This window comes from Burkholderia sp. AU6039, assembly GCF_002223365.1.
In the GTDB taxonomy this organism is placed as follows: Bacteria; Pseudomonadota; Gammaproteobacteria; order Burkholderiales; family Burkholderiaceae; genus Burkholderia.
Genome location: NZ_NKFK01000001.1, coordinates 276,813 through 302,507 on the forward strand (window position 1 = coordinate 276,813; position 25,695 = coordinate 302,507).

The 25,695-nt window shown below is 67.7% G+C and carries 22 protein-coding genes and 1 pseudogene; 7 read left to right on the forward strand and 16 right to left on the reverse strand.

The genetic code is table 11. The features are described 5' to 3' along the window. Positions 1-12: 12 nt before the first annotated feature. From CFB39_RS01280 to CFB39_RS01300, 5 genes are all read right to left on the reverse strand, one after another. The gene (locus tag CFB39_RS01280; RefSeq protein ID WP_089471970.1) at positions 13-2,703 is read right to left on the reverse strand and encodes a type VI secretion system Vgr family protein; all 2,691 of its coding nucleotides are present in this window, start codon (positions 2,701-2,703) and stop codon (positions 13-15) included. A 673-nt stretch (positions 2,704-3,376) separates the two neighbouring features. Then, positions 3,377-3,688 carry a hypothetical protein gene (locus CFB39_RS01285; protein WP_089455411.1) on the reverse strand — a complete coding sequence of 104 codons (312 nt, stop codon included), beginning with the start codon at positions 3,686-3,688 and terminating at the stop codon, positions 3,377-3,379. A 126-nt stretch (positions 3,689-3,814) separates the two neighbouring features. Further along, entirely contained in the window at positions 3,815-5,212 is a 1,398-nt protein-coding gene (locus CFB39_RS01290) for an enolase C-terminal domain-like protein (RefSeq protein WP_089471971.1), read from the reverse strand. Between the two features lie 62 nt (positions 5,213-5,274). Beyond that, positions 5,275-6,615, reverse strand: a complete 1,341-nt coding sequence (locus CFB39_RS01295) for an MFS transporter (protein WP_089471972.1) — start codon at positions 6,613-6,615, stop codon at positions 5,275-5,277. A 194-nt stretch (positions 6,616-6,809) separates the two neighbouring features. Continuing rightward, positions 6,810-7,784, reverse strand: a complete 975-nt coding sequence (locus tag CFB39_RS01300) for a LysR substrate-binding domain-containing protein (RefSeq protein ID WP_089471973.1) — start codon at positions 7,782-7,784, stop codon at positions 6,810-6,812. 40 nt (positions 7,785-7,824) lie between these two features. On the opposite strand from CFB39_RS01300, the gene CFB39_RS01305 reads away from it, so the two are divergent. The 3 genes from CFB39_RS01305 (at position 7,825) to CFB39_RS01315 (ending at position 10,658) form a co-directional block, all read left to right on the forward strand. Next, a complete protein-coding gene (locus CFB39_RS01305; protein ID WP_089471974.1) occupies positions 7,825-8,556 on the forward strand; it encodes a glutathione S-transferase family protein in 732 nt (243 codons plus the stop codon). A gap of 126 nt (positions 8,557-8,682) precedes the next feature. Further along, positions 8,683-9,309: a DUF2239 family protein gene (locus CFB39_RS01310; RefSeq protein WP_089471975.1), complete on the forward strand. Its 627-nt coding sequence runs from the start codon at positions 8,683-8,685 to the stop codon at positions 9,307-9,309. Positions 9,310-9,326: 17 nt separating this feature from the next. Beyond that, positions 9,327-10,658, forward strand: a complete 1,332-nt coding sequence (locus CFB39_RS01315; protein WP_089471976.1) for a carotenoid oxygenase family protein — start codon at positions 9,327-9,329, stop codon at positions 10,656-10,658. A gap of 19 nt (positions 10,659-10,677) precedes the next feature. Here CFB39_RS01315 and CFB39_RS01320 read toward each other — a convergent pair whose 3' ends face one another. From CFB39_RS01320 to CFB39_RS01335, 4 genes are read right to left on the reverse strand one after another with little or no spacing between them, the layout of a single operon-like run. After that, the gene (locus CFB39_RS01320) at positions 10,678-11,844 is read right to left on the reverse strand and encodes an ABC transporter permease (protein WP_089471977.1); all 1,167 of its coding nucleotides are present in this window, start codon (positions 11,842-11,844) and stop codon (positions 10,678-10,680) included. A gap of 8 nt (positions 11,845-11,852) precedes the next feature. Next, positions 11,853-13,007, reverse strand: a complete 1,155-nt coding sequence (locus tag CFB39_RS01325; RefSeq protein ID WP_089424264.1) for an ABC transporter permease — start codon at positions 13,005-13,007, stop codon at positions 11,853-11,855. A gap of 21 nt (positions 13,008-13,028) precedes the next feature. Next, entirely contained in the window at positions 13,029-13,727 is a 699-nt protein-coding gene (locus CFB39_RS01330) for an ABC transporter ATP-binding protein (protein ID WP_089471978.1), read from the reverse strand. Between the two features lie 7 nt (positions 13,728-13,734). Beyond that, on the reverse strand, positions 13,735-14,940 hold the full coding sequence (locus CFB39_RS01335; RefSeq protein WP_089471979.1) for an efflux RND transporter periplasmic adaptor subunit: 1,206 nt from the start codon (positions 14,938-14,940) through the stop codon (positions 13,735-13,737). 360 nt (positions 14,941-15,300) lie between these two features. Here CFB39_RS01335 and CFB39_RS01340 point away from each other — a divergent pair, with 360 nt between their 5' ends. Beyond that, positions 15,301-15,534 (forward strand): hypothetical protein, encoded by a 234-nt coding sequence (locus CFB39_RS01340; RefSeq protein ID WP_089424267.1) that lies wholly within the window; start codon positions 15,301-15,303, stop codon positions 15,532-15,534. Positions 15,535-15,615: 81 nt separating this feature from the next. Here CFB39_RS01340 and CFB39_RS01345 read toward each other — a convergent pair whose 3' ends face one another. Next, entirely contained in the window at positions 15,616-16,374 is a 759-nt protein-coding gene (locus tag CFB39_RS01345; RefSeq protein ID WP_089471980.1) for a Mut7-C RNAse domain-containing protein, read from the reverse strand. A gap of 9 nt (positions 16,375-16,383) precedes the next feature. Between CFB39_RS01345 and CFB39_RS01350 the strand changes: the two genes are divergently transcribed. After that, positions 16,384-17,340, forward strand: a complete 957-nt coding sequence (locus CFB39_RS01350) for an NAD(P)-dependent oxidoreductase (RefSeq protein WP_226124041.1) — start codon at positions 16,384-16,386, stop codon at positions 17,338-17,340. Between the two features lie 76 nt (positions 17,341-17,416). Further along, positions 17,417-18,058, forward strand: coding sequence for a LysE family translocator (locus CFB39_RS01355; protein ID WP_089471981.1), 642 nt, complete (start codon positions 17,417-17,419; stop codon positions 18,056-18,058). A gap of 302 nt (positions 18,059-18,360) precedes the next feature. On the opposite strand, the gene CFB39_RS41225 is transcribed toward CFB39_RS01355, so the two are convergent. Both CFB39_RS41225 and CFB39_RS41230 read right to left on the reverse strand, forming a co-directional pair. Next, the gene (locus CFB39_RS41225; RefSeq protein WP_373452715.1) at positions 18,361-18,789 is read right to left on the reverse strand and encodes a hypothetical protein; all 429 of its coding nucleotides are present in this window, start codon (positions 18,787-18,789) and stop codon (positions 18,361-18,363) included. After that, a pseudogene (locus CFB39_RS41230) lies at positions 18,788-19,342 on the reverse strand (MFS transporter); the annotation flags it as partial. The pseudogene CFB39_RS41230 and the gene CFB39_RS41225, both read right to left, overlap by 2 nt. A gap of 97 nt (positions 19,343-19,439) precedes the next feature. Here CFB39_RS41230 and CFB39_RS01365 point away from each other — a divergent pair. Next, entirely contained in the window at positions 19,440-20,369 is a 930-nt protein-coding gene (locus tag CFB39_RS01365; RefSeq protein WP_089471983.1) for a LysR family transcriptional regulator, read from the forward strand. A 184-nt stretch (positions 20,370-20,553) separates the two neighbouring features. Here CFB39_RS01365 and CFB39_RS01370 read toward each other — a convergent pair whose 3' ends face one another. The 4 genes from CFB39_RS01370 to argC all read right to left on the reverse strand — a co-directional run bounded on the left by CFB39_RS01370 (position 20,554) and on the right by argC (position 25,596). Beyond that, positions 20,554-21,387: an OmpW family protein gene (locus CFB39_RS01370; protein WP_089424272.1), complete on the reverse strand. Its 834-nt coding sequence runs from the start codon at positions 21,385-21,387 to the stop codon at positions 20,554-20,556. Between the two features lie 18 nt (positions 21,388-21,405). Further along, positions 21,406-22,656, reverse strand: coding sequence for a DUF2957 domain-containing protein (locus tag CFB39_RS01375; RefSeq protein WP_089424273.1), 1,251 nt, complete (start codon positions 22,654-22,656; stop codon positions 21,406-21,408). Positions 22,657-22,803: 147 nt separating this feature from the next. Next, positions 22,804-24,210: a DUF2957 domain-containing protein gene (locus CFB39_RS01380; RefSeq protein WP_089471984.1), complete on the reverse strand. Its 1,407-nt coding sequence runs from the start codon at positions 24,208-24,210 to the stop codon at positions 22,804-22,806. A gap of 435 nt (positions 24,211-24,645) precedes the next feature. Further along, positions 24,646-25,596, reverse strand: coding sequence for an N-acetyl-gamma-glutamyl-phosphate reductase (argC, locus tag CFB39_RS01385; protein WP_089471985.1), 951 nt, complete (start codon positions 25,594-25,596; stop codon positions 24,646-24,648). Between the last annotated feature and the right edge of the window lie 99 nt (positions 25,597-25,695).

Below are 25,695 nucleotides of genomic sequence, written 5' to 3' on the forward strand. Positions count from 1 at the left end.
TGTGTGTGCCGCCTAGGCTTTGCTGGCGCCCGGTCGCAGCGCACGGATCATCACGGTTTCGATATCGTTGTTCTTCTGCTCGGTCGTATGGCCCAGTTCGTCGGTGACGCCGCTCAGGCGTGTGCCATCGCCACGAACGATCTCGTACGGATGGTTCTTGAGCGGATCGCCGGTGATGCGGTCGCGCAAGATGTATTTGTCGTTGAACGCCGGCTTCGGAAGGCTGTTCATGTGCTCGGCCACCGAACTGGGCCCCTGCCGGCTGAACGACGCCGACTTGACGGTACGCGCACCGCGGGTGCCGTCTTCGATGCCTTCGGCGGTAATCCGGATGTACGACCCCCCGCACTTGAGCATCAGCTCGGTCTTGGCGTCGATCACGATGCTGCCGTTGTTGCTCTTGAGCGTGAGGCCGAGTTCGGAAAGCAGGCGTAGCTGATCGCTGAGTGCCTGGATATCGACCGCGCCTTTTCCGGCGATCAGCTTCATGCCGGCGCGCTGGACGAAGATGCTGATTTTTTCCGCAACGCCCGCCACCAGCGATTTGCCGACCGCCCAGTAGGTGTCCTTGCCGCTCACCAAATTCAGGTGTTCGTCGGCCACCAGCTGCGCCGACGCGCGTGTGGTCAAGCCCATGCTTTCCTGACTCGATCCGAGCATGATGGGCTTGGTAAAGGCGTTCGCGTTACCGGTCCCGCCGCCGGCCGTGCTGCCGCCATTGGACACGCCCGCCTTGCTGTGCTGGGTTGCCTTCGCAAACGCGGAGAGGGCTTCACGTCCCGGCTTCAGATCCTCGCCCCTGGCCGTCGCGCTGGCAGAGGACAGCGACTCGACCAGCAGATCGGCGCGTGCCAGGATCTCTCGTGGCTGGCTGGTATCAAGTGGCTGGCCATCGACGCTGGTGGAGTGGGTACTGAAGTACAGTCCCTCGCCCGCGTGAATCGCGCCGGCGTTATCGGTACGCAGCGTAAAACCACTACCCACATAGGCGCCCCGGGTATTGCCATTCTGGACGATCTGGTAACCGAGATGCAGGCCGCTCATGCCGTGGCTGCTCATCACGCGCATCCGCGGCTGGCCGGTCGAGTCGTCCATGACCTGTTGGTTGTAGCCACCGCCGCCGCCATACTCCCGTGACTGATAGCCGGACATCAGGCCGTTCGAATGCCACTGCGGCTTTGCCTTGCCGTTGTACACGCGGTGAAGCGCAATCGGGCGGTCGATGTCGTTGCCGATATGCCCGATCAGCAGTTCCTCACCCGCGCGCGGCATGTGGACGCCGCCATAGCCCTCGCCGGTGTCGGACTGCGCGATGCGCACCCAGCACGAGGCGCGCTCGTCACCTTCGTTGAGACGATCCCAGATGAACAGCACCTTCACACGGTTCAGTTCATCGGTATAGCATTCCTGGCCTTTGGGGCCTGCCACGATCGCCGATTCCAGCTTCGCTTCGGGCTTGCGATGTTCGAACGGGCTGCGGTAGGGCACTGTCGTGCGCTGCGCCTCGATGGCGATCCGGTAAAACCCCGTCGATCCGTCGGCGTGGCTCACGCCGAACGTCTGGCCGGGGTCGTCGGCACGAGCCTGCGTCAGCGCATGACTCAGGCTGTGGGGAAAATTCGTTTCATGTCCGGAGAGCGGTAGGTTGTTCTCGATGGTCCACTCCACCTCGATGCTCGCGAATTCGTTCTGGCCCGCGGCGTCATGATCGTGCTCCGGATGTCCGGTCAGCGTGAAGCGCCGACCCGCATCGATGGCACGTAGACCGCCGATGCCATGAAAGCGTTTGGCCTGCGACTCCCACTCCTCCATGCGGATCTTCGACAGATGGTCGCCCCGATCCTGTTCCGGATACGTGTAGCCTCCGGTGTATTCATAGACTTCCGCTTGCGCGGGTAACGCGCCCTGGTTGGCCATCGTCGGCACCGACGTCGCTTTCGGATTGAAGGGCGTCGAAGGATTTTTGTAGTCGAAGGTGCGCGTCGACAACAACACGGATTGCAGCGTCCGGGTCCCTGCCCATTGAGTTAGTGCATCGGCCTCGCTGTGTATGCCCGCACGATAGAACTCAACTGTGGCCGGTGACAACGGTTCGATCGTGTCGAGGCGATCGGTGATCACCAGCGTATGCGATTTACCATCGGTGGCTTGTTGCCAGACACCGTATAGACCTTCCGACTCCAGGAGCCGGTGCACGAAGTTCCAGTCGGCCTCCTCCTGCCGGCAATAGGAACGTGCCGGCAACGGCTTCGAGAGCGCAAAGCGGTACATGCCCTTCGCCTGCGGATGTTCATTGAATACGTCTGCAATGATTTCGTCCGCGGTCTTGTCCTGCCAGTGCCGCTGGTCGCGACGGAACCTCAGGAAGTGCATCCACGAGGAAAAACCGAGCTGATAGCTTGTAAGGCCACCGTCCGCTCCAAGCCGACGGGCCGTATGCACATAGCCATGATACGGGTGATAGGAACCATCGACCTGCTGAATCCAGAGGGTCACGGCCTGGGAAATCAGCGTTTTGAGCTGAACATCGCTGGACGTGGAGACGCAGTCGAGCAGGAAGAGATAATCGCGGCCGATCCGTGAACGTCCGGTCACGCGGTGGGGCAGCAGGACATTCTGACCTGCCGGCGTGTCCAGTTTTAGAAGACGGTCCTGTTGCGATAATCCGCCGGTTATTGCCCCGATTATGTCACGCGTGCCCATACCGCCTCTCAGTGGTTTGTTTTTTACTTCCCACGCGATTTTACGGTGAAAACTCCAGACGATTATTAGAAATTGAAAGGATTCGGCGTAGTTAAGCGCGAAACAGATATTTGGGGGCAGACCGGGGCATAAACGCCCGCGCAAACCAGCCCTGTTTGTGTGACGGATCTCGCACAATATCCAGTGTGTGGCGTGCCTGAGTGTGCGGTGTCCTTGTTGCATGGATTATTTCGCTGATCCGAACCACTGCCTCGAGAGGCTCCTGTCCCAGACTACCTCCCCGATCTCGACGCAAGCGCTCGTCGACGCGCTTGCGTTCCGGGAGGGGCGCGAGTCGGCATGAGGGCGTTGCGGCAATGGAACGGAGGTGAGTTCGTATGCAGTGGTTCTGACATGCCGCCCGTGGTAGCCGCCGTGCCACGTGCACAAAGTGCAGCGAAATCAGAGCAGCTAGGACAAAGTGCAGAGAATAGCTTCCGTCTGTTCGGTGTCCGCTTTTCAGATGCTTTTGATTTCAGCGGTTGGAGTGCAAAGAGGTGAGTCCTACTGCTCGCAAGAATTTGCTCCCAGTCTTGCAAGATCGGGCCTTTTTCTTTTTGCGGGTCCGCGATGGCGGGCCGGACCCAGGGGCCGCACTCGACGTGGCGGGGTGGGTCGACCGGTGGCCGGTCAGTCAGGTCAGCAGTTCGTGCGCGAGCCTGAACGTCGGCACCGCCAACGCGGCGAGCGCCATCGTGACGACTGCGAGAATCACCGTTCTCTTCCGCAGCAGCGCGAAAATGACGAACGACAGCGCGTAGAACGCGCAGATCAGCAGGATGAGCCACCACAACGTTGCGTAGCCGGCGCCGCCTTCGAAGTTCGACACGTTCCGCGTGATCAGCGGCGCGACATAGCCAGCGGCGGTCATGCTCGCGGGCAGGCCCAGCACCGAATACAGGATGTAGACGATGAGCTGTCGCGGTGTCGGATTGGAAGACGTCATGACGGGCGGTTCTTATTCGGGTGGACGGGCAGCCGAACCGTTCGCCGTGCAGGCCGATTCAGGCAGCCGGCAGGATGCGGGCGTTTGCCGTGTTTGGCAACTACCCGCCGCCGCCCACCACCACCCTCACCCCCGCCCGACACTCGGCCGCTTCGGATCGTACGTCCACCCCGGCACGAGATAGCGCATCGCGACCGCGTCGTCGCGCGCCGTGCCGCCGACTTGCCGATAAAGCGCATGCGCGGCCTCGACCTGCGCCATGTCGAGTTCGATCCCGAGCCCCGGCCGCTCCGGCACGGCCACCTGGCCGCCGACGATCTTCAGCGGCTCGCATGTAAGCCGCGCATCGCCTTCCTGCCAGATCCAGTGCGTGTCGATCGCGGTGATCGTGCCGGGCGCGGCCGCCGCCGCATGCGTGAACATCGCGAGCGACACGTCGAAGTGGTTGTTCGAATGCGAGCCCCACGTGAGCCCCCAGTCGCGGCACAGCTGCGCGAGCCGCACCGAGCCCTGCATCGTCCAGAAATGCGGGTCGGCGAGCGGGATGTCGACCGCCTGCAGCCGCACCGCATGATCCATCTGCCGCCAGTCGGTCGCGATCATGTTGGTCGCGGTCGGGATTCCCGTCGCGCGGCGGAATTCGGCCATCACCTCGCGGCCCGAATAGCCGCCTTCCGGCCCGCACGGATCCTCCGCGTACGCGAGCAGGTGGCCTTGTCCGCGGCACAGCGCGACGGCCTCGTCGAGCGACCACGCGCCGTTCGGGTCGAGCGTCGCGCGGGCGTCGGGGAAGCGCGCCTTGATCGCGGCGATCGCTTCCATCTCGTCGGCGCCGGCCATCACGCCGCCCTTCAGCTTGAAATCGGCGAAGCCGTAGCGATCGACCGCGGCCTCGGCCTGCAGCGCGATCGCGGCCGGCGTGAGCGCTTCCTCGTTGCGCAGCCGGAACCATGCATCCGACGCCTGCGCCTCGTCGCGATACGGCAGGTCGGTGCGGCCGCGATCACCGAGATAGAACAGGTACGCGAGCATCGGCACCGCATCGCGCTGCTGCCCTTCACCGAGCAGCGCCGCGACCGGCACGTCGAGATGCTGGCCGAGCAGGTCGAGCAGCGCGGCCTCGATCGCGGTGATCACGTTGTCGAGCCGCAGGTTGATCTCGTGCGGCTGGCGCAGCACCGCGGCTTCGCCGGCCGACGTCACCTCGTGCCGGATCGTGCGGCCCGCACCCGCGCCCGCGCCGGACAGTGCCGCGCGCACTGCATTGAGTGTCGCCTGGTAGCGTCCGATCGACTGGCCGACCACGAGATCCGTCATGCGCTCGAGCGCATGACGGATGCCTTCGCCGCCCGGCACTTCGCCGACGCCACTGTGTCCGCTGCTGTCGTCGAGGATCACGAGGTTGCGCGTGAAGTACGGTGCGTGCGCGCCGCACAGGTTGAGCAGCATGCTGTCGCGGCCGGCGACGGGAATCACCTGCATGCGCGTGACGTGCGGGGTGCCGGCACGGCGGGAATCGGACATCGGCTCGCTCCTGGTTCCGGTGGGGCACGGGCCGCCGGCTGCGCCGGCGCGGCCCGCGCCGTTCATTGAAGCTCGACGCGGCGGATCTCGCCGACGACGAACAGGTAGCAGATCACGGCGACGAGCGCGTGCGCGACCACGTAGACGAGCGCGCCGTTGAACGAGCCGCTGCGGTCGACGATGTAGCCGATCGCGATCGGCGTCGTGATGCTGGAGAGGTTGCCGCACGTGTTGAGCAGCGCGCCGCTCAAGCCCGCGATCTGGCGCGGCGCGGTGTCGGCGTTGACGGCCCAGCCGAGCGCGCCGAGCCCCTTGCCGAAGAACGACAGCGCCATGAACAGCACGACGAGCACGTGCGAATCGGTGTAGTTGCAGACGATCATCGACATCGACAGCAGCATGCCGACCACGATCGGCACCTTGCGCGCGACCGACAGCGAGCGACCCTGCTTGAGCAGCCCGTCGGACACGACGCCGCCGAGAATCCCGCCGAGGAACCCGCACACGGCCGGGATCGACGCGACGAGCCCCGCGTTGAGGATCGACATCCCGCGCGCCTGCACGAGGTAGACGGGAAACCACGTGATGAAGAAATACGTGAGCGCGTTGATGCAGTACTGCGCGACGTACACGCCGATCAGCATCCGGTTCTTCAGCAGCGCCTTCACGTGGCGCATCGACGGGCCGCCGTCGCGTCCGCCGGTCGCCTGGTCGATGTTGACGAGCGCGCCGCCTGCGGCGAGGTAGTCGAGCTCCGCGCGGTTGACGTTCGGGTGGTCCTTCGGGTCGTACATCGTGCGGTTCCACACCAGGACGAACGCGAAGCCGAGTACGCCCATCACCGCGAACACCGACTGCCAGCCGAACGCGTGTACGAGCCAGCCCATCAGCGGCGCGAACACGACGGTCGCCGCGTACTGCGCGGCGTTGAAGATCGCCGACGCGGTGCCGCGTTCGGCGGCCGGGAACCATGCGGACACGATCCGGCTGTTGGCCGGGAACGACGGCGCCTCGGCCGCGCCGACCAGGAAGCGCAGCCCGAACAGCAGCGCGAACGCGGCCGCGCCGCCGAAGAAGCCGATTCCGCCCTGCAGCAGCGTGAACAGCGACCAGAAGAAGATGCTGAACGCATAGACGATGCGCGACCCGTAGCGGTCGAGCAGCCAGCCGCCCGGCAATTGTGCGATCACGTACGACCAGCCGAACGCGGAAAAGATGAAGCCCATCTGCACGTGGCTCAGGTGCAGCGCGCGGGCGAGGCTCGGGCCCGCGATCGCGATCGCCGCGCGATCCGCGTAGTTGATCGTCGTGACCGCGAACAGGACGGCCAGCACCAGCCAGCGCACGCGCGTGCGCCGGGCCGTTGCCGACGCGGACGCCGGCAGCGCTTGAAGCGGATTCATGACTGTCTCCTCCGAAGGGCGGAAGGTGCCGTCGGGCGGCGGGCGCGTCGATGCGCGCCATTCGTGTGGGTGCTGCCGGCCGGAGGCCGGACGCCGCTGCCGGTGGGCAGGGCGTCCGGGCCATTCTGTCATGTCGAAATTTGCGCCTTCATGCCAATTGCTGACTTGATCGATTCACGATTTGAATCGATCGCTCAGACACATGCGTCTTCCGCGGCGGCGCCGTGATGGCGCGCCACGTGCTGCGCGAGAAATTCGACGGCGGCGCGCACGCCGGGCAACTGGCCGCGCCGGTGCGGCATCAGCAGCGTCGTCGTGACGGTGCCGGCGCGCCAGCCGGGCAACACGCGCACGAGGGCACCGGACGCGAGCGCCGCGCCGGCGATCCAGTCGGGCAGGCATGCGATGCCGAGGCCGGCGGTCGCCGCCTGCAGCAGCAGCGTCGATTCGTCGGCCTGCAGGCGCAGGCGCGGCGTCACGTCGACGGTGTCTCCGCCGCGTTGCAGCCGCCACGGCTGCTGGGCCGGTTGCAGCCCGTCATGCTGCGCGAGATCGGCGGGCGCGTCCGGTGTGCCGGCACGCGCGAGATAGGCCGGTGACGCCACGGCGACGATCGGCGATGCCGCGAGCGGCCGTTGCACGAGCGCGGAATCGGGCAGCGGCGCGAAATGGCTGCGCACGGCGATGTCGAAGCCTTCCTGCGCGATGTCGACGAGGCGGTCGCTCGCGTGAATCTGCAGCAGCAGCTTCGGGTGCGCGACCGCCAGCGCGGGCAGGCACGGCGCGAGGATGTGCTGCGCGACCGGCACCGAGCTCGTGATCCGCACGACGCCGGCCGGCTCGGCGGCTTGCCGCAGCACCGCGTCGCGCGCGCTTTCGGCCTCGATCACGGCCGCGCGGGCATGTTCGAAGAATTCGGCGCCGACCGGCGTGAGCCGGAAGCTGCGCGACGTGCGATGCACGAGCCGCGCGCCAAGCGTGCGCTCGAGCTCGGCCACGCGTTTGCTGACCGTCGATTTCGGCAGGTCGAGCCGGCGCGCGGCGGCCGACATGCTGCCGGCGTCGACCGCCTGCACGAACAGGTAGAGATCGTTCAGGTTCACTTCGAGCGTCCACATGGAGAAACGACGGGTTTCAATTTTAGCGGCTACTGCGTCATCGTTCGTCATGGGAGCATGACTGCTCGTTCAACTTCTGCGGATTCTCCCGATGTCTCCCATCCTTCTCTACGGCATTCCCGCCGGCTGCTCGTTCGGCTCGATCGTTGCGCTCGAATGGATCGGCCGCCCGTACCGGCTGTCGCGCATCACGATGCCGGGCCTCGTGACGAGCGACGCGTTCCTCGCGCTGAACCCCGTCGCGGAGACGCCGGCGTTCGTGACCGCGAACGGCGACGTGCTGACCGAAAGCCTCGCGATCCTCGGCCATATCGGCGCGCAGGCGCTCGACAGCGGCCTTGCGTTCCGCCAGGGCAGCGCCGATTTCGACCGGCTGAACCGGATGCTGGCATGGTTGAACACGACGTTCTTCAACGCGTTCGGTGCGCTCTGGTACGTGTACGAACACGACACCGAAGGTGCCGAGAAAGCGGCGTTGCAGGCGTACGGCCGCGGCAAGGTGCTGAAGGCGCACCGGCAGCTCGAGGCGATGCTCGAACGTGGTGAAGGCCCGTGGCTGCTGGGCGCACGGCGCACGCTGGCCGACGCGTACTTCGCCGGGATCGCGCGCTGGGCCGACTATCACGCGGTGTTCGAGCCTGAAGCATTCCCGCGCGTCGCCGCACTGCGTGCGCGGCTCGCCGACGATGCAGGCGTGCAGTTCGCGCATGCGATCGAGGAAAACCTGCCGCTGCCGGCATCGTCGGCGTTCGAAGGGCATGTATCGGTCGACGATGCACTGGCAAGCGCACGCGACATCGCGATTCCAGCCCGCACGATCTGACCGGCGTCGTGATCGCCCGAAGGGATGGAACGCGTGGATGCTATTTTTTACCCGGATAATATTGACATCCAATTTATACCCGGATAAAAATAGCGTCATTCCGATTCCAGCCTCCGGGCGACCACGATGACTATCACCACACTGCTTCCTTCCTACACGGCGTTCGACGGCCACCGACGCCTTGCGTCAGGCCCGCTCGCGACCGTCGCGCTCGCGGTTCGCCAGGCTGCCGGCGATGCGATGTCCACCACGATCCTGATCTTCGACGACGCGACCGGCCGTTCGATCGACCTCGACCTGCGCGGCACGGCGGACGAAATCCGCGCGCGCTATGCGCCGCCGCGGGGCGATGCATCGGCCGGCTCAGGCGAGCCGGCCGGCGCGGGCGAACAGCGCAGCCGCGGCCGGCCGAAGCTCGGCGTCGTGTCGCGCGAGGTCACGCTGCTGCCGCGTCACTGGGAATGGCTGGCCACGCAGCCCGGCGGCGCGTCGGTCGCGTTGCGCAAGCTTGTCGAGGACGCACGGCGCACGCACGCGGAAGCCGACCGGCGACGCGATGCGCAGGCGCGCGCGTACCACTTCATGTCGGCGATGGCGGGCGACCTGCCCGGTTTCGAGGAGGCCGCGCGCGCGCTGTATGCGAACGACCTGGCACGGCTCACCGAGCTGATCGCCGGCTGGCCGGACGACGTGCGCGACCATGCGCTCGCGCTGGCACGCGGCGAACTGCCGCCGTCCACCGAAGACTGCTGACAGGAGCATCGGACGCCATGACCGCATTCGATCTGAATCGCGGCGCGATCGCGCCGGTTGCCGACGAGGCCGATCTCGTCGATCTGCGCGTGACCGGCACGATCCCGCACGAGCTCGCCGGCACGTTGCTGCGCAACGGCCCGAATCCGCCGGGCGGCCGTTTCGACGGAAACGACATGCTGTCGTGGTGGCCGGAAGCCGCGATGCTGCACGCGATCGCGTTCGAAGGCGGCCGCGCGACCGGCTACCGGAACCGCTGGGCGCGCACGCAGCGCTGGGCAGCCGTGCATGCGCCTGAAGCGGCATCGCAGCTGCCCGACACCAACCCGAACGTGAACGTGCTGCAGCATGCCGGCGAGTTGCTCGCGCTGGCGGAGGGCGGCGCGCCGTTCGCGATCACGGCCGCGCTCGATTCGCTCGGTGTGCCGGCGCGGCACGCGGGCCTCGGCGGCGGGATGACCGCGCATCCGAAGGTCGATCCGGTGACCGGCGAGCTGATTGCGTTCCGCGCGGACTGGCGCGCACCGTGGCTGCGCTACGGTGTCGCCGATGCGCAGGGCGTGCAGCGCGTCGATCTCGAGATCGCGCTGAACGCGCCGTCGATGATGCACGACCTCGCGATCACCGAAACCCGCAGCCTGCTGCTCGACCTGAACGTCGGCTACGACTTCTCGCTGCTGAAGCACGGCCACCGGATGCCGCTGCGCTGGCACGACGACCGGCCCGCGCGCATCGGCGTGCTCCCGCGCCACGGCGGCGCGGTGCGCTGGTTCGACGTCGAGCCGTGCTTCATCTTGCACGTCGTGAACGCGTACGACTGCGACGCGTCGTGCATCGTGCTCGATGCGGTGCGCTATCCGTCGTTCCTGCGGCTCGACGCGGGCACGGGCCGCTTCGCCGACAACCCGGTCGGCGAGCTGTGGCGCTACGTGATCGATACGGCGAACGGGCTGATCGACGAAGGGCCGCTCGCCGACGGCGGCATCGAGATGCCGCGCATCAACGAAAGCCGGACGGGGCGCCGCTACCGCTACCTGTATGCGGTCGAGCAGCCGAACCCTGTGGAAATGCGCGGCGTGATGCGCTTCGACCACGCGAGCGGCACGACGACGCACTACGCGGTGCCGCCCGGCGACCAGAACAGCGAGCCGGTGTTCGTGCCGCGCCCGGGCGGCGCGAACGAGGACGACGGCTGGCTGCTGGTGATGGTCTACCGCGCGGCGACTGATACGAGCGACGTCGTGATCCTCGATGCGCGCGCGATCGATGCGGGGCCGGTTGCCACCGTGCACCTGCCGCGCCGCGTACCGGCCGGGTTCCACGGCGCGTGGGTGCCGTGCGAACGTTGAACGTGAGCGGCGGCGCGCGTCACTGCGCGCGCAGCGCGTCGACGATCTTCAGCCGCGCGGCCCGCATCGCCGGCAGGAACCCGCCGACGAGCCCCATCACCAGCGAGAACAGCAGCGTCTTCACGACGATCGCGGGCGTCAGCACGAAGCGAAACGACAGGTCGGCGAAGGTTTGAAAGTTGGTCGTCGAGAACGACGCGAACTGCATCAGCGACGCGCACGCGAGCCCCGCCACGCCGCCGACGAAGCCGAGCAGCAGCGCTTCCAGCAGGAACGCGGCGAGCACGTTCGTGCGCTTGAAGCCGAGCGCGCGCAGCGTGCCGATCTCGGCGACGCGGTTCGCGACCGACGCATACATCGTGATCATCGCGCCGATCATCGCGGCGATCGAGAAGATCGTCGACAGCGTGATGCCGAGGATGTTGATGAACGTCGACAGCGCCTTCGACTGGTCGCCGTAGAAAGTCTGTTCGCGTTTCGCCTCGTCGGTGAGGCGCGGGTCGACGTCGATGTCGGCCTTGAAGCGCGCGAAGCCGTCGGCGCTCGGGATGCGCAGCACCATCGACGAATAGCTGGTGCGGCGGAACGACTGCATCAGCTGGTCGACGTCGCCCCAGATCTCCGAATCGAAGCCGCTGCCGCCCGCGTCGAAGATGCCGACGATGGTCCAGTCGCGCTGCGCGAAATGCAGGCTGTCGCCGAGCTGCGTGCCGCTGAAGCCTTTCGCGATCGCGCTGCCGACGATGATTTCCGACGAGCCGGGCGCGAACATGCGGCCGGCGACGAGCTTCACGTGCGGGCGCAGCGCGAGGCCCGTCGGCGACACGCCGCGGATCACGACGTTCGACGGCTTGCCGGTCGAGGTCTTCACCAGCGAGATCAGCACGACCGCTTCCTTCGACACGAGCGGCCGGCCGTCGGGGCCGAGCGCGACGGCCGGATGCATCTCGAGCGCATTGGCCTGCTGGTGGTCGATCGAGCTCTGGATCTCGGTTTCGGCGCCCTTGCGGATCACCACCGCGTTGTCGGGTTCGCCGGTCGACACGAGCGTCTGCGTGAGCCCCGCGTCGAGCATCTGCACGGTCGCGAACACGAAGATCACGAGCGCCATCCCGCCGGCGGTCAGCGCGGTGGTGAGCCGTCGGGTCCACAGGTTGCGCGCGATGTAGTTGAGCGGGATCGCCATGTGCCAACCTAACCGATTGCCCGGAGGCCTTCGACGACGCGCACGCGCGCCGCCTGCCACGCCGGCACGATCGCCGCCGCGAAGCCGACCGCGACCGAGCATGCGGCCTGCAGCACGACCGTCTCGGTCGACACCTTGAACACCGGGAAGATGCCGCCGGCCGCCTGCTTGAAGAGACTCGCGGCGGGCGGCGTCGCGAGGATCCCGAGCCCGCCGCCGGCCACCGCGATCACGACCGATTCGCCGAACACGATCAGCGCGAGGAAGCCGGGGCCGAAGCCGAGCGCCTTCAGCGTCGCGTATTCGGCCGTGCGCTCGCGCGCGCTCATCGCCATTGCGTTGGCCATCACGGCCATGATGATCAGGATCACCACGTACGACACGAGGCGGATCGCCGCGATGATCTGGTTCGACATCGCGACGAAGCCGAGCTGGAACGCCTGCTCGGTTTCGGTCAGCGTCTCGGCGAGCGAGTTCTTGAACACCGCGTCGACGTGGCGCGCGATCGACGCGCCGTCGTCGGGGTTCGCGACGCCGAGCACGAATACGCCGACCTGGTCGGCCTGCTTCGGCGTGCGCTGGCGCACCGTCTCGTTCAGGTATTCCCAGTGGAACACCAACTGCCGCGTGATCGTCGAGTCGTCACGGCCGTCCAGGATGCCGCGCACGACGAAATCCCACGTGCCCGGGTAGATCGTGCCCTTCAGCGGGATCACGTCGCCGATCTTGAAGCCGAACTGCGTCGCGAGCTGGCGACCGACGAGGCAGCCGCGGCGGTCGCGATCGTAGTCGGCGCGCTGCTGCGCCGGGATGATGAATTCCGGGTACAGGTCGAGATAGTTGTCCGATACCGCGAAGCTCGCGAAGAAGTTCTTAGGGTCGCGGTAGATGCCGCCGAACCAGTTCGAGCGGACCACGGCCGTCACGCCTTCGACGCCGCGGATCCGGTTCTCGTAGCTGACAGGCAGCGGAAACACGAGCGAGATCGCGTTGCGCGTGACGAGCCGCCCGCTGGACGCGGCGGCCGCGCCCGCGTACCACGCGTCGACCACGGTATGCAGCAGCCCGAACGCGAGCACGGCGATGGTAAGCCCGAGCACGGTCAGCAGCGTGCGCAGCCGGTGCCGCATCGCATTGCGCGCGATCAGCTTCAGCACGTACATTGCGCGCGCTCCCGCAGCCGGTCAGCCGGCGTGCCCATCGATCAGCTCCCCTTTTTCCAGATGCACGAGCGAGCGCGCGGCGCCGGCCGCATGCGCGTCGTGGGTCACCATGATGATCGTCTTGCCGAGCTCGGCGTTCATCCGCTGCAGCATCGCGAGCACGTCGGTGGCCGACGTGCGGTCGAGGTCGCCGGTCGGCTCGTCGGCGACGATCAGCACCGGATCGGTGATCAGCGCGCGCGCGATCGCGACACGCTGCTGCTGGCCGCCCGACAGCTCGGACGGGTAATGGCTCGTCCGGTCGCCGAGGTTCACCATGTCGAGCACGAGCTCGACGCGCTCGCGCCGCTCGCGGCGCGACAGGTGCGTGAGCATCAGCGGCAGCTCGACGTTCTCGAACGCGGTGAGCACCGGCATCAGGTTGTAGAACTGGAAGATGAAGCCGACGTTCGCCGCGCGCCATTCGGCCAGTTGCGCCTCCGCGAGCAGCGAGATGTCGAGCCCGCCCACGCGCAGCTCGCCGCTGTCGGGCCGGTCGATGCCGGCCACCAGGTTCAGCAGCGTGCTCTTGCCGGAGCCGGACGGCCCCATCAGCGCGACGAAGTCGCCTTCGCGGATATCGAGCGTGATGTCGGTCAGCACGGGCACGATCTGGTTGCCGCGCCGGTACGACTTCGCGACGTGGCTGATCTCGACGAGGGGCGGTGGGGCGTCGTTCACGCGTGCGCTACTTCTTCGCGACGGTCACTTTCGCGCCGTCCTTCAGCTTCGCACCCGGCGCGAGCACGACGGTGTCGCCGGGCTTCACGCCGGCGAGCGCGACGAGCTCACCAATCCGCATGCCGCGCGTCACGGGCACGGCGTGCACGGCGTCGTCCTTCACGACGAACACGACCGGCCGCCCGTCGCGCTCCACGACCGCGCTTGCCTGCACGGCCGTCACGGGCTGCCGGTCCTGTGCCGACACGGGCTTCGACAGGAACGCGATCTTCGCGCTCATGTCGGGCAGCACGCGGTCGTCGCGGTCGACGAAGCGCACCTTCACGAGCACGGTGGCCTTCGAACGGTCGACGGTCGGCACGATGCGCGACACGCGGCCCGCGAAGCGCATGTCGGGCAGCGCGTCGAGCTGGATCTCGCACGGCTGCTCGGCGCGGATCTTCGCGATGTTCGATTCGGCGACGTCGGCCTCGACCTCGAGCGTGTCCATGTCGGCGATCGTCACGACCGCGCCCTTGCTGTCCGACGCGGACGAGAACGGCGTGATGTTGTCGCCGACGTTCGCGTGCTTCGCGAGCACGATGCCGTCGAACGGCGCGCGGATCACTGTCTGGTCGACTGCCACCTGCGCGGCCTGTGCGTTGGCCTCGGCCGATGCGATCGCGGCCTGGTCGCTGTCGAGCGTCGCGCGCGCCTTGTTCACGCGGGCCGTGTCGGTGTCGAGCTGCGCGGCCGGCACGGCGCCCTTGGGCGCGAGCGCGGACGTGCGGCGCAACGCGATCTCTGCATCCTTCAGTTCCGCCTGCGCGACGCCGAGGTTCGCGCGGGACACCTGCACCTGCGCGCGCGCCTGCGCGAGCGATGCTCGCACGTCGTTGCTTTCGAGCCGCGCGATGATCTCGTCCTGCTTCACGCGCGTGCCTTCGAGCACGCCGAGCCATTCGACGCGCCCCTGGCCCTTCGACGCGACCGCGGCCTTGCGCTGCGGCACGACGTAGCCGGTCGCATTGAGCTGCGTGTCGTTCTGGTACGGGTAGGCGGACGTGACGGCGGTAGTTTCGACGGCCGGCCGGCCGGTGAGTGCGAGGCCGGCGCCGATCGCGCCGATGACGAGCGCGGCGGCCACCGCATAGCGGAGCCACCGGCGACGACGGGGCGCCGGGGCGAGCGGACGCCGGTCGATTTTCAGTTTGTCCAGATTGTGATCGGGCAATTTGAGCGCCTCGAGACGGCGGCGGTCTGGCGACCGGCCGCGATCCGGTTTCCGGGGAAAGGGACGGATGGACGCCAGTATAAGCGTCGCCCCGACGGTGCGCGAGCCGGTTTGCAGCGCCGCCGCGGCGGCCGCCGGACGGGGCACCGCCCCGGGGATACGCGTGCTCCCCCGGGGAAACCCGAGGGGCGCAAGCAACGTGTCAACTTGCCGCGAACACGGTGCGTTATGGAACCAGTGCGTCAGGTTTTGTCGCGACGGCACGGCGAAAGCCGGCCTTGCGGCCTGGGGCTCCGATGCGAATGCCTCGCATCTTTACTGACCGGTACGTTTGATTTTTTCTCCGCTAAAGGAAGAACAATGAAGAAGACGCTCGCTTCGATCATCGCCGCAGCATTCGCACTCGCATCGGTTTCGGCATTCGCACAGGCGTCCGCGCCGGCAGCCGACACGTCGGCAGCCGCTCCGGCACCGGCCAAGAAGGATCACAGCAAGCCGAAGCACCAGCTGAAGCGCCACGGCTCGGCCAAGGGCAAGGCGAAGGCCGAAGCCGCATCGGCAGCCGGCACGAACGACGCAGGCGCGCAGAACTAAGAAGCGCGTTGCGCTGCGGCCGGCACCGCCGGCCGCCAGTCGCGAGACCCCGCATGTTCACGCATGCGGGGTTTTGTTTTTTCAGGCCTCGTGTTCATCGGCCGGCGACGGCGGCGCGCGCATCGCGTCGACCACCGTGCGCATGCGCCGCCAGTGCGAGCCTTCCCAGAACACGCGCCGGCACACGTCGCACGCGGCGAAGCGCCGGTGCCGCAGCCGGACGCCGGCCGGCACGCGTGGCGCGGCAGCGGCCGCGTCGAGCGGATGCAGCGGCGCATTGCAGCGCAGGCACAGCCGGAATGGCCGCATGTGCGGCGCGAGATCGAGCCGTTCGAACAGTTCGCGCAGCTGGTCGGCCGGCTGCAGCGCGTGCAGGTAGCAGCCGCGCGCGACCGCGCGCCGCTTGAGCAGCTCGCGGTCGCGGGTCAGCACGATCCGGCCCTCCCGCGCGGCGAGCGCCGCGAGCTCGTCGTCGCGGTAGTGGTTGTCATAGCAGGTGTCGAAGCCCGCGAGGCGCAGCAGTTGCGCGAGGTCGCCGAGATGCGCATCGGCGACGAAGCGCCATTGCGCTGGCGGCGCGGTGGCCCCGTTCACGGCAGCCGGCCGTGCGCGTTCCGGAAAAGCCTCGACCCGGTCGCCGTCGTCGAGCGGCCGGTCGAGCGCGGCCGGCGCATCGTTCACGCACAGCCGGCCGATTTCGGTATGCGGGACGCCGAGCGCCTCGATCGCGTGCTTCACCGTCGCGTCGCGCGCACATGCGTGCCCGAACGCGCGGTCGCGCTGGGCGCGCGGGAGAAAGGCGTTCAGTTCGTCGTGGAAGCGGAAGGTCGCGGTCGCCATGCGGGCAGTATGGCACCGCGCCTGGCCGGCCGCGTGCCCTGCAGGCGCCACGCATCTGTGTTTAACTCCCCGCTTCACGGAGCGAAGGAGCGGGAAATGGATCTCGGATTTATCGGGCTGGGTGAAATGGGGCAGGCAATCGCGACGAACCTGCTGAAGGCCGGGCACACGGTGCGCGTCTGGAACCGGTCGCGCGAGCGCGCCGAGCCGCTCGCGGCCGTCGGCGCGCAGATCGTCGACACGCCGGCCGACGCGTTTCGCGGCGACGCGGTGTTCTCGATGCTGGCCGACGACGCCGCGGCGCGCGCGATCTTCGACGACGCACTGCTCGCCCAGGCGCCGCGCGGCCTGATCCACGTGAACATGGCGACGGTGTCGGTCGCGCTGGCCGAATCGCTCGCGCACGCGCATGCATCGCGCGGCATCCATTATGTCGCCGCGCCGGTGATGGGCCGGCCGGACGTCGCGGCCGCCGCGCGCCTGACGATCATGGCGGGCGGCCCGGCCGAGGCGATCGACCGCGTGCAGCCGCTGTTCGACGCGATCGGCCAGAAGACCTGGCGGTTCGGGTCGTTGCCGCAGCACGCGAACGTCGCGAAGATCGCCGCGAACTTCACGCTCGCGTCGGCGATCGAGACGCTCGGCGAAGCCTCTGCATTGCTCGGTGCGCACGGCGTCGCGATGCGCGACTTCCTCGACGTGATCACCGGCAGCGTGTTTCCGGGCCCCGTCTACGAAGGCTACGGCTCGATGATTGCCGAGCGGCGCTACGAGCCCGCGCGCTTCAAGGCGCGCCTCGGGCTGAAGGACGTTCGCCTCGCGCTGGAAGCCGGCGACGCCGTGTCGGTGCCGCTGCCGGTGGCGAGCGTCGTGCGCGACAACCTGCTCGACGCGCTGGCGCACGGCGGCGGCGAGCAGGATTTCGCGGTGCTCGGCGAAGTCGCGCTACGCCGCGCGGGCCGCTGAGCCGTCGCGCGACAGAAGTCCGGCGCACCGGCATAATCGACGTTTCCTTTTTCCTTGCATCGACGCAGAGGCGGGCATGAACTTGCATACGTGGTGGCTTTTCGTGGCGACGGTGTTCGTCGTGTCGGCGATTCCGGGCCCGAACATGCTGCTGGTGATGACGCACGGCGCGCGGCACGGGCTGCGGCGTTCGACGTGGACGATGGCCGGCTGCCTCACCGCGCTGGTGCTGATGCTGTCGGTGTCGGCGGCGGGCCTCGGTGCGGTGCTCGAAGCCTGGCCGGCGATGTTCAACACGTTGCGCTTCGCGGGCGCGGCCTACCTGATCTACCTCGGCGTGAAGGCATGGCGCGCACGCGTCGATGACGAGCAACCTGCCGCCGACGTCGACACCGTGCCGCGCCAGGCCGCGCCGGCATCGCGCGGGACGCTGTTCCGCAACGGCTTTCTGGTCGCGGGCAGCAACCCGAAGGCGATCCTGTTCGCGGCCGCGCTGCTGCCGCAGTTCATCAACGCGGCCGAGCCGACGCTGCCGCAGTTCGGCATTCTCGTCGTCACGTTCGCGGTGATCGAGGTGAGCTGGTATCTCGTCTACGCGTCGTTCGGCACGCGCATCGGCGCGACGCTGAAGAGCCAGAGCGTGGCGAAGATCTTCAACCGGCTGACGGGCGGGTTGTTCGTCGGCTTCGGCGCGATGATGGCGCTGGTCCGTCACTGATTTCGCACTGACACCGGCGTACCGAACGCCCCGTTCCTCTCAAGAGGGCGGGGCGTTCTGCTTTTCGGGCCTGCGTCACGCGCTTGCTTAAGCACGCGGGCGCGTCAATGCCGCCGTGCCGGCTCCGCGTCCGGCCGTGAGCCCGAAGACGGCGGCCGCGCCGGCGAACGCAAACCCCACGCCGCACACCGCGCTCCATCCGCCCGAGGCCCACGCGCTGCCTGCGAGCGCCGCGCCGAGCGCGCCGCCGATGAAGAACAGTCCGACGAACAGTCCGTTCAGGCGGCCGCGCGCGGCCGGGTTCAGCAGGTTGATCGCGCGGCGGCCGATCGTCTGGTCGACGATGACGCCCGCGTCGAGCAGCGCGGCGCCGCCGGCCAGCAGCGCGAGCGCGAGGCCGCGATGCAGGTGTGCGTCGAAGCCGAACCAGCCGGCGCCCGCGATGCCGAGCAAGACGAGCGCCACGAGCATCGTGACGTGCGCGATCCGCTGCGCGGCCGGGCCATGGCCGTGGTCGCCGGCACGGCCCGCGAGCGGCGTGACGATCGCACCGCTGGCGCCGGCGAACGCGAACAGCGCAATGCCGTGCAGGTCGAGGCCGAACGGCGGCTGCGCGAGCCGCAGCCCGACCGCGGTCCAGAATGCGCTGAACGCGGCCATCGCGAGCGCGGCCGACAGTGCATGCCGGCGCAGCACCGGCTCGTCGGCGAGCAGGCGCCCCATCGACGCAAGCAGCGTGCGGTAGCCGGCCGAGCCCGCGATCAGGCTCGCGAGCGGCCGCGACAGCAGGATGCCGAGCATCAGCCCGCTCATCACGTTGCCGACCGCGCGGCCGCGCTGCGCCTCGGGCGCCATCGACGCGGCCATCGGCACGAGCATCTGGATCACGCTCGACGCGGCGCCGGCCACGAGCGTCGCGAGCAGGAATACGGTGCCCGACCGCGTGAACGCCGGCAGCGCGAGCGCGGCCGCGCACGCGGCCAGCGTCGTGACGATCAGGCGGCGGTTCTCGAGCAGGTCGACGAGCGGGACGAGCAGCACGAGCCCGGCCGCGTAGCCGAGCTGCGGCAGCATCGCGACGAGGCCGGACAAGCCGGGCGGCAGGTGCAGGTCGGCGCTGATCGGGCCCGTCAGCGGCTGCGCGGCGAACAGGTCCATCACGATCACGCCGACCGTCGCGGCGAAGAACAGTGTCATGCCGGCGCTCAGCGCGGGCGGCGTGCCGGCCGGCGCGCTGACGGGTGGGCGCGCGGCGGCGGGGCAGGGGTTGGCAGGGCAGTTCATCGGAAGCCTGGCGAGTGGGTCGAAGAAGTCCCCATCGTAGGTGCCCGATGTTTATGCGACAATTGAAATATCTCTAACATGATTATGCGAGTTTGTTTTGAATACGCGTGATCTCCAGGCATTCGTCGCGGTGGTCGACAGCGGGTCGATGGTCGCCGCGGCCGCGAAGCTCCACCTGACGCAGCCGGGCCTGACACGGCGGGTGCAGAACCTCGAAACGCTGCTGGGCATGCCGCTGCTGGAGCGGCAAAGCAAGCCGCTGAAGCCGACCGCCGCCGGGCGCGACGTCTACGCGCTCGCGCGCAACGTGCTGGGCGCGGTCGACGAGCTGATGGCGGCGGGCGCGCCGGACAGCGAGCCGTCGGGCGAGCTGCGCATCGGCGTGCCGCCGTTCCTGTCCGAGCTGGCGCTCGAGCAGCCGATCGACCGGCTGCGTGACGCGTTTCCGCGCCTCACGCTGCGGGTGACGGCCGGCTGGTCGCCGGCGCTGATGCAAGGCGTCGAGCGGGGCGCGCTCGATGTCGCGGCCGTCATGGTGCCGGCCAGTTCGACGCTGCCCGACACGTTCGCGTCGACGCTGATCGGCACGCAGCCGACGGTGCTCGTCGCCGCGCGCGACTACCCGCTGCCGGACGGTCCGCTGTCGATCGACACGCTGTCGGGTTTTCCGTGGGTGCTGAGCCAGGACGGCTGCGGGATGCGCTCGGCGCTGAGCCGCATGCTCGGCGCGGCCGGGCTGCCGTTCGACGTCGCGGTCGAGGCGTTCGGCTCGGAGCTGCAGTTGTCGCTCGTCGCGCGCGGCGCGGGCATCGGCATCGCGGCGCCGAACGCGCTGGCGCGCAGCGCGCATCGCGATGCGCTGAGGGTGGTGGAAACGGTGGGGCTGGAGACGCGGATCAACGTGTGGATCGTGCACGGCGCGCTGCCGGGCCGGCTGGTGCGGCCCGTCGCGCTGCTGCGCGATGCGCTGGGCGAAGTGCTCGACCGGGTAAACAGGGCGGGGTCAGATGCGGTAAAGGCGGTCTAGAGGCGACATTCGAGGGAAAATCCTTATTTTCTCTACGGAAATGTTGCATTGCGGAAACTGTTTCGCTATAGTTGCACCTGTCTCCTCCATGTCTCCTCTGATATGGATTCAGCCCGCCTCTTAGGCGGGCTTTTTTTTGCCTGCGATTTTGTCGCGGCCGTCCATTCGTCGTCCGTCGCTGCGCTCAGAACTTGTACGTCATCCCGACGTAGCTGATGATCGGGTCGGCCTTCAGGTCCGATTTCGACTCCGAGAGCACCGTGCCGTCGGCCGCCTTGATCGTCACCGTCGACGTCGTCTTCAGCGGGATGTACGTGACCGACGCGATCAGCCCGAAATGCTCCGTCATGTTGTACTGCAGGCCCGCGTTGAACACGGGCTGCCATGACGACGACGCCTTCGCCTCCACCGATGTCGTACCCGGCTTGCCCGCGCCCGCCGCGAGAACCGCGCCGAGGTTGTCCTGCGTCTGCTTGATGAAGTTCGTGTTGAGCTGCAGGTCGCTGAACCAGTTGTACGACACGCCGAGGCCGAGGAACGGCCGGAACTTCGCGTTCGCGGCCCCGAAGTAGTACTGCAGGATCGCCGCCGGGCTCCACTGCCGCACGCTCTTCACGATCGGGTTGACCGAGCCCAGCCCGATGTTCTGCGTGCCGAGCGCGCCGGCCGGGCCCGGCGGCTTGATCGTGCCCTGGCCCGAGACCTTGAACACCGGCGGCACGCCGGCCACCGATGTCACCGCGATATGGTCGGTCAGGAAGTGGCTGACCGTCAGGCCGACGGTGTCGGCGCCGCTCGTGTGCAGCCCGGTGCCCGGCGACGTGAACGACGGCGGCAGCCGCAGCGGCGTGTTGATCGGCGTCGGCGCGACGTTGGTCGTCATCGGCGTGCTGCTCTGCTGCGGCATGATGTGGAACCAGCCCAGCGTCACGACGTTGCTACCGGCGCTCTGCGCGTGCGCCGCGAGCGGCGCCACGGCGGCGGCGCCGGCCGCCGCGCAGAGAAGGGTCTTCTTCATCACGGCTCTTCCCTCCGCTTACTGGACGAATGCGCCGATCGTGAAATACGGCGTCGATCCCGCGTTGTCGAGGAAACCGAACACGCCACCCGTGAAGATGAACTTGCCGGTCGGCGACGTGCTGCCCGAGCCCGTGTGAATCGTCGTGACCGTGCCCGGCACCTTCTGCGTGTAGTCGAGATCGAGCGCGGTCGCGAGCGAGGCCTGCGACGCGTTGAACGGATCGAGCAGCGTGGCCTGCTTGTCGATCAGCGCGGTGGTCCGGTAGTCGAACTGGCTGTCGACGCCGATGTACTCGCCGTTCTGCGAGCCGAGCGCGACGGCCGTCTGCGGCGCGAGGATCGAGATGCTCGATTCGTCGTCGGCGGTGAGGCCCGGCACGCCGTTGGCGTCCGGCGTCGGGTTCGGGTTCGCGACGCCCGTGCGCACGAGGATCGGCACGAGCTGGTTGCGCAGCTTGCCGACGATCATGAAGCCCTTGCCCTGCGGCGTCGCCGACAGCGTCGGCTTCAGCTGGCTCGCGTAGTTGTTCGACTGGAACGCGCCGCTGCCGTCGGCCGACTGCACGAAGTTCGTGCCCTGCTGCGCGCAGGCGCCACCGGCGAACTGGCCGGTCGTGTCGCACTTGGTCCACGTGCCGTCCGCGTTGATCGTCACCTTCGCGTCGATCGACGCCGGCGCGAACTTCTGCGACGGCACTTCGCCGAAGCCGACGTGGCTGTACGTGCCCGCGACCTTCGTGATGTCGGTTTCGATCGACGAGAAGCCGATGAACGGGTAGTACGGGAACTTCGTATCGGGCACCGCGGCCTGGCCGAGCACGCCGTCGAACTGGATTTCCTTGCCGGGGATCGTGCCGCCCGCGACGCCGAAGCCGACGAAGATGCGTGCCGGACGCGACGCATCGAGGCTCGCGCCGTTCAGCCGGAACGCGCACTGGTTCAGCTTGTTGGTCGGCAGCAGCGTTTCCTGCGTGAGCGTGCCGCTGTCGACGGTGCCCGCGCGGGTCGGCGTGACGGTGCCGGTCTTTTGCGGCACCGCCGATTCGACATAGGTGACCTGCCAGGTCATCTTGGTCGTGTCGAGCTGGACTTTCGCGAGTTCGCCGCTGCCCGCGCCGCCCGTGAATACGGTGTTGTAGTCGAGCGTGGCGGGGCAGAGCCGGTCTTCGACGAGCGGGGGCGGGTTGTCACCGCCGCTGCCGCTGCCGCCGCAGGCGGAAAGAAGGGGGGCGGCAAAGGCCGCCGCCAGAATGAGGTTGCGCTTCATGTTGCTCCTCCAGATTTGTCTTGTGCGGCGGCCAGCTCCCTGTCGGCCGCTTCTGTTGGTCGTGCTCGTCCTGCTTGCGCCGTGCCGAGCGCCTTCGTGCCTTCCCAGCGTCACGCGACGGCAGGCCGGCCGCCGCGTCCTCGTTCGCTACTTGCTGATCTGCGCACCCACGCCGAAGTACGGTGTCGATGACGTCGTCGAATTCGCCGACGTCGACGTGACGCCGCCGTTCACCGTGCCCTGGATCAGCGCCGCATACAGGCCGCCCGTCGCGATCACCACGCCCGATGCGGCCGAGCCGCTCTTCGGAATCGTCGTCGCGTTCAGCAGGCCCGGCGTCGCCTGGCCGTAGTCGAGCGTGAAGCCGTCTTCCTCGGCCTGCGTGCTCGGGTTGATGAACGACGCGTTGCTGCCGCGGATCAGCGCGGCCGTGTACTTGAAGTTCGAATCCGCGCCCGCGTAACCGCCGTCGATCGCGCCCGACGTGATCGCCGTCGCCGCGCCGAGCACCGCGATGCCCGACTCGTCGTCGACCTGCGCATCGAGGTGCAGCGGCGGCGTGCCGAGGTTCACGTTGCCCGTGCGTACGATCACCGGCACCGTCGCGCCGTTGAGCTGGCCGATCACCATGTGCGCGGTCGCCGACTTGCCGGTCGCGCCGGTCGGCAGCTGCGTCTGTGGCAGTATCTGCGGGGCCTTCGTGCTGTCGAAGTAGCCGCCGTTCGCGCTCGCCTTCCACGGGTCGCCGGTCGTCTGGCAGCCGCCTGAGCCGCTCGACGTGCACGCGCCGTTCGCGTCGAACGTCTCGCTCGAGTTCGAACCCTTCGTCGCGTAGTTGCTCGACGGCACGAGGTGGTAGAGCAGCGCGTTGTACGTGCCCGGCAGCTTCGAGATATCCGTCGTCGTGTTCGCGAAGCCGAGGAACGGATAGAAGTCGAAGTGTCGCTTCGGCACCTGGCCGATGTTCTGGAGCACGCCCGGGATGATCGTCAGCCCGTCGTACTGGATCGTCGCGCCCGGAATGCCGCCGCCCGCGACACCCATGCCGACCAGCAGCATCGGCGGGTTCGCCTGGTTGAAGTCGGCGGCCGTCGAGTAGGTGGCGCCGCTCGGCGCCTTGCCCGTGCCGGGCGTCAGGATGAACGCGCAGCGCGTCTGCTCCGCGGTCGGCAGCACGCCGGTCGGCGGGTGCATGACTGCGCCGGTGATCGTCGTGCCGACGCGGCTCGGCGTGACCGTGCCGGTCGCGAGCGGAATCGGCGATTCGAGCCACTTGAGCGTGTAGGTCATCGCCACCGCGTCGATGTTGACGCTGACGATCTCGCCGCTACCGGCGCCGCCGAGGTACGTGCTCTTCACGATGTCGGCGTTGGCCGGGCACAGCGCACCGTTGATGGGCTGTGACGGCGGCGGCCCTTGCGTGCCGCAGCTGGATCCGGAACATTGGGGCGCATTGATCGGCGCGGGTGCGCCGCCGTCCCCCCCACCACATGCAACCAGGAAAGGGGCAATGGCAAAGGCCGTTGCCACCCCCTTCGATAAGGTGTGCGACATGCCGCTGTCTCCAATCGTTTAATTGTGCGAGCTAATGTCGCCGCCTTGATTTTTGCTGTCAATTGATGAACCCGTCTAAAAAAGGCGATTGAAACGGGCATCGTGTTTTGAATCCTTGTCCGACACGGCATTCGGTAAGAATTAAAACGTGAGACGGGCTGCCGAAAGCGGCTGGAGTGGGGGATGTGCGACGCCGGACAGGCCGGCGCAGAGCCTTCCTGCGTATAACGGCAGCGTTTAAAGCGGCGGTATCCGGTTTATCCCTATTCGGGATTGACTGGATAAAGAAGGGGTGGGATTAATTCACTGGTAATCGCGCAATGGAAAGCTTGTAAATATTTGTAAATGCGCGATGCGGAATTTTTTATATATTGCCCGGCAGGGGTAAATAAAAAGCCGGCCAGTGGCCGGCTTTGCATTGCATGCGATGCTGAATCAGCGTTTGAGACCTGCGTCCTCGTCCGCGCCGATGCTCAGGTTCATGCACTGGATCGCGGCGCCCGATGCGCCCTTGCCGAGGTTGTCGAGGCGCGCGACCGTGACGAAGCGCTCCGCGTTGCCGAACACGAACAGGTCGACGCGGTTCGTGTCGTTGTTCGCCTGCACGTCGAAGAAGCCGCCGTCGAGGTTCGCGTCCGCATCGAACGGCGCGACGCGCACGAATGCTTCGTCGGCGTAGTACTCGGCGAACACGCGCTGCACGTCCTGCGGCGTCGTGCGCTTCGCGAGCTGCTCGGGCGTGAAGTAGGTCGTCACCGCGAGACCCTTCAGGAACGGCCCGACGATCGGCGTGAAGATCGGCGGGTTCGCGAGGCCCGTGTGCGCGGCCATTTCCGGCAGGTGCTTGTGCGTGAGGCCGAGCGCATACGGCCGCGGGCTCGCGAGCTTGCCGCCCGGCGTGGCGTTTTCGTAGTCGGCGATCATCGACTTGCCGCCGCCGCTGTAGCCGGTGATCGAGTAGCTGTGCGCGGCGAACGTCGGTGCGACGATGCCTGCATCGACGAGCGGACGCATCGCGAGCACGAAGGCCGACGCGTGGCAGCCCGGCACGGCGATGCGCTTCGACGTGCGAATCTTCTCGCGCTGCGCGCGGGTCAGTTCCGGCAGGCCGTACGCCCAGTCGGCGCTGGTGCGGAACGCGGTGCTCGCGTCGATCAGCGTCGTGTTCGGGTTCTCGACGAGCGACGCCGATTCGCGCGATGCAACGTCCGGCAGGCACAGGAACGTGACGTCCGACGCGTTGATCAGGCGGCGGCGCTCTTCGACGTCCTTGCGCTTCGCTTCATCGATGCGCAGGATCTCGATGTCGCTGCGTGCCGACAGGTATTCGAAGATCTTGAGGCCGGTCGTGCCTTCCTGGCCGTCGACAAAAACTTTGGTGCTCATTTCGCTCTCACTGAATGAAACGGGGGCCCGCGCCCTGAAGCCGCCATTTTAAGACGTCATCCGGCGGGCCTGCACCGCGCGGGGCGAAAAAAAGACGGC